This window comes from Commensalibacter sp. Nvir, from assembly GCF_963921845.1.
Lineage (GTDB): Bacteria > Pseudomonadota > Alphaproteobacteria > Acetobacterales > Acetobacteraceae > Commensalibacter.
Genome location: NZ_CAWUGZ010000050.1, coordinates 1 through 2,779, shown reverse-complemented (window position 1 = coordinate 2,779; position 2,779 = coordinate 1). Strand labels below are relative to the sequence as shown.

Sequence of the window (2,779 nt, the reverse complement as noted above, 5' to 3'; positions counted from 1 at the left end):
TCCCTAAAAAAATTACTAAAACCCTTCATATTCTGCCATTTCGTGTTATCATTCTGTAAAGTTTGATAAACTTTAATAAAGTGAATTAAGGGGTATTTTTGGGGGTATCAATAGTGAAATGGGGGTATCATGCTTAGTGACCTAGCGATTAAACGAGCAAAACCTCAAGATAAAGACTATAAGCTCTTTGATTCGGGTGGCTTATACCTTTTAATCCGAACCAATAACTCAAAACTTTGGCGATTTAAATACCGTTTTAATGGCAAAGAGAAGCTGCTTTCCTTTGGTAGCTATCCTTTATTATCCCTTGCCGAGGCTAGGAATGCAAGAGATGAGGCCAAAAAAGAATTGGCCAAAGGTAAGGATCCAGCGTTGACTAAAGCAGAGAGAAAAAAATCACACCAATCCGAGCAAGGGTATGCTTTAGAAATTGTTGCACGTCAGTGGTGGGATTTAAATAAAGATCGTTGGACGGCACATCATGCAAAAGATGTAATCCAGAGTCTCGAAAAACGCATTTTCCCTTTTCTCGGTCAACAATCCATTAAAACCCTTGATACCCCAACCTTATTGGGGGTATTGCAGAAAATTGAAGTTGCTGGTGCCATTGAAACTGCTCATCGTATTAGACAACGAGTTGAAGCCGTCTTTAATTATGCGATTTCCCTGGGTATTATTCATCATAATCCAGCAACGGTATTAAAAGGTGCATTAAAACCCATCCTTCGTAGACGCCATCAACCAGCCGTCACGGATATAGATCAACTTCGGCAAATTATACGAACGGTTGAGTTGGAGCCTGCTTATCCTATAACTAAGCTTGCGTTACGACTCTTAGCGTTAACGGTTGTCAGACCGGGTGAGGTTCGTGGCATGGCTTGGGCAGAGCTTGATTGGCAATCCAAAACATGGACGATCCCCGCTAGTCGAATGAAAATGAAGCGAGCACACAAGGTGTTTTTATCAACACAAGCAATAGAGGTTTTGAAAGTGGCTCAACAATTCACAGGAAGAGGTCCGTTAGTTTTTCCTAATTCACGCTCCGCTTTACTTCCTATGAGTGAGAATGCAATGGGCTATCTCATGAACCGAGCAGGATTTAAAGATATCCATGTTCCTCATGGTTTTAGAGCATCTTTTTCGAGTATTATGAATGAACATTATCCCAAAGATCGGCTGGTTATTGACCTTATGCTAGCTCATATTCCTACCAATGCCGTTGAAGCAGCTTATAATCGCGCTGAACATGCAGAACGAAAAAAAGAACTCTATCAAATCTGGGGCGATAGGTTATTTGAAGGGTTGCTCTCTCCTAGAGAAATAATTAATGGGCTCAGAAAAATATGAATGACACCTGTGTTTGGGGCGTTGTTGTCCACAGGGTGCATTCTTACAGAAACCAAGTTAAATAAACTTTCCTCTGTTATCACAAATGTGAAGTGTAAAAGAGAAAAAGTATGGTACACTATATTGTGTAGCATTTAGTAAAATTAATAAAAAACCACTCAATAAGTGGTTGAACAAACGTTAATTATTTACAACTACGAACTAGCTTACTAATCTTAATTTCACTTTTTGTTTTGTTTTTAAACCGTACATTTCCTGTAACTCATCTTTATACATTCCTGTCAGTTGACATAACTCCTCTTCAGAATACTGTAACTCTTCTAAATGAACTTTTAACAACTCAGACAGAGTGGAAGGAGTTTCTTTAAAGTTGTCTAATTCAACAGGCTCTTTTTTTCTATATCCTCGTTTAGATAATTCGATTTGATAGTATTTTAACCCCCTATCTGTAAGTTTTCCTAAACTCCAAGCCTTATGAATTAAAGCCTGCATCGAAACGCCCCAGCATTTTTTTAACTCTGCAAATTTTTGTAACGATAAACCATAAGAAAAATCACTTTGCAGTTCTTTATCTGGCATTAAAAAGGATGCGGCAAAAGTGTTTGCTTCGTTTTCTTGATTTTCACTTGGGATGCGATGCATTAACAAATGTCCCAATTCATGTATCAATGAAAAACGATAACGATCCAAAGGTAAGTTTTTATTTATATAAATAATAGGGGGTATACCATCGCATGACAAATGACAAAACCCATCCATATTTGCCCCGCCAAAATTCATTGGAATAATAATGATGCCTGCACGCTCTAGCATACACGTAATGTTATATACAGGACCTCTAGGAACGTTCCACACACGTTTAATAACGTTAGCAATATCAGACGGATCTTTACTAACAAAATTAATCTTACTAATTTCTTCTAACTCAGGTTCAAACTCTATGGCATCTAAAAATTTATGAATATGCAGACGATACAAATCTGCCTTTGCTTGAATAGCTTTATGATTGCTGATAGATACAGATTTTCGCGATCTAAAAAAACTATATGCAAAATCATACAAGGGAACATGCTGAAAAAAAAAGTTCTTACGGAAGCTTAAAGCATTAGCGATAAGCTCAACCTGTTTTTGATTTGGTTCTAATAAACCATGTTCTATTTTAGATAGTGTTCCTTGCGTAATATTAGTATCATCCATTAACTTAATGAGTTGCTTTTGCGTTAATCCGCGCAAATTACGAGCGAGAAGCAATAAATCTCCATTAAATTGATTGCTTCCATTTATCATCTTTTCTCCTTTTTACTTTGATTATATTTGCTTTTTCTTCTCGACCAGATGTTTCATTAACCAAAACATCTATATGTTCTTCGTCCGCATTGATTTTTATTCTATCACTTATTAAATGCAAGTACCAGTCTAAATTATTTTCTTT

The 2,779-nt window shown here is 36.8% G+C and carries 2 protein-coding genes; one reads left to right on the top strand and one right to left on the bottom strand.

The features are described 5' to 3' along the window. Positions 1 to 129: 129 nt before the first annotated feature. Positions 130 to 1,347 carry a phage integrase central domain-containing protein gene (locus AABE15_RS03855; protein WP_338329962.1) on the top strand — a complete coding sequence of 406 codons (1,218 nt, stop codon included), beginning with the start codon at positions 130 to 132 and terminating at the stop codon, positions 1,345 to 1,347. A gap of 201 nt (positions 1,348 to 1,548) precedes the next feature. Here AABE15_RS03855 and AABE15_RS03850 read toward each other — a convergent pair whose 3' ends face one another. After that, positions 1,549 to 2,634, bottom strand: coding sequence for an XRE family transcriptional regulator (locus AABE15_RS03850; RefSeq protein ID WP_338329961.1), 1,086 nt, complete (start codon positions 2,632 to 2,634; stop codon positions 1,549 to 1,551). Positions 2,635 to 2,779 lie beyond the last annotated feature (145 nt).